Consider the following 1,261-nt stretch of genomic DNA (forward strand, 5'->3'; position numbering starts at 1 on the left):
CGTAGCGGCTTCGTTCAACAAGGCGTTTAAACGGAACAAAAAAACAGTGAGTTACGTTTCACTACGAACCACATTTAACCCACTATTTTTGTCCGTTTAATACGGAGTTATGTTTTTTGGGGACTAAATTTATGGGGAGTTTTAGTGACTGTATGTGCTTTAAACGGTGTTTTTAAACACTGTACATCTGATATATCAAGCGTTGAACATATAATTCCTAATGCAATTGGTGGGCGAAAAAAAACATCGAAGTGCATTTGTGCTAAGTGTAATAATGATTCTGGCCATCTTTGGGATTCTGTACTTTGTAAGCAGTTTGAATCCTTAAGTTTACTATTTGGAATCACACGAGAAAGAGGTGATGTTCAGCCTTTGCAAGTAGTTGATAAGACGACTAAGGAGCAAAGTATTCTTTCGTCGGATGGAAAGCATCAACCTAGGAAACCAATTATTAATATCCCTGACAGAATCAATGAAGCTTTCCAAGTTTCAGTTAATTCAAATAATCCCGAACAAGGTATGAAAATTTTAAAATCTGTTATTAATAAAAAATGTTTAACAGTTGATTGGAACACTCTAGAATCTCGTGACACTTTTCTCGATAGTGCAGGGCTGAATACAACATTCAGTTATGACCTAGCTGGCCCAGAGGTTGGGCGAGCAATTGCTAAAATGATCTATCTATATGCAATTGACAATGGCCTAAAGAAAGATGACTTGAATGTGGCTTTTAATTATTTGTCCAGTAAAACACCGATCCAGTGTTTTGGGCCATACTACGAGGTTGATCTGATAAGCGATCGTCCAGAGCCTATTCCGCTACATGCTTTGGCTATTGAATCAGTCTCACACTCTAGGTTAATCGTCGGCTATGTTGAAATATTTGGTTTATTTAGGTATTCATTTAAATTGGGGGACAACTATCAAGGGTCAGCGATAAAGGAATCATATGTTTTTGATCCGGTTGCCGGTAAAGAAATTGACTCGGAAGTTAACACTCGTATTTTGATCGATAATATCGATAATTACCTAAATCCAACCGAGCATAGTTGCAATGCTTTAAATGTATTGTTATCACAAAAATTTCCAATTTATTCTCAAAATTGGTTTTTTAAAAATCAACAACATATCAGTTCAGTGGTTCTTTCTGAAATATATAATCGAATTGGCGATATCACACGCACAAATTACGATGAAGCTATGAACATCATTGATGAACTATTAGGATCGTAAAAACAAACATAACAAATAAGAATAGGTG

General features: G+C 35.8%; 1 protein-coding gene. It reads left to right on the forward strand.

Annotated features, from left to right (window positions below):
- The first annotated feature begins 144 nt into the window (after positions 1-144).
- Positions 145-1,233 (forward strand): HNH endonuclease, encoded by a 1,089-nt coding sequence (locus A923_RS0121830; RefSeq protein WP_017223807.1) that lies wholly within the window; start codon positions 145-147, stop codon positions 1,231-1,233.
- Positions 1,234-1,261: the final 28 nt, after the last annotated feature.

It is taken from the genome of Moritella dasanensis ArB 0140, assembly GCF_000276805.1.
GTDB classification, from domain to species: Bacteria; Pseudomonadota; Gammaproteobacteria; order Enterobacterales; family Moritellaceae; genus Moritella; species Moritella dasanensis.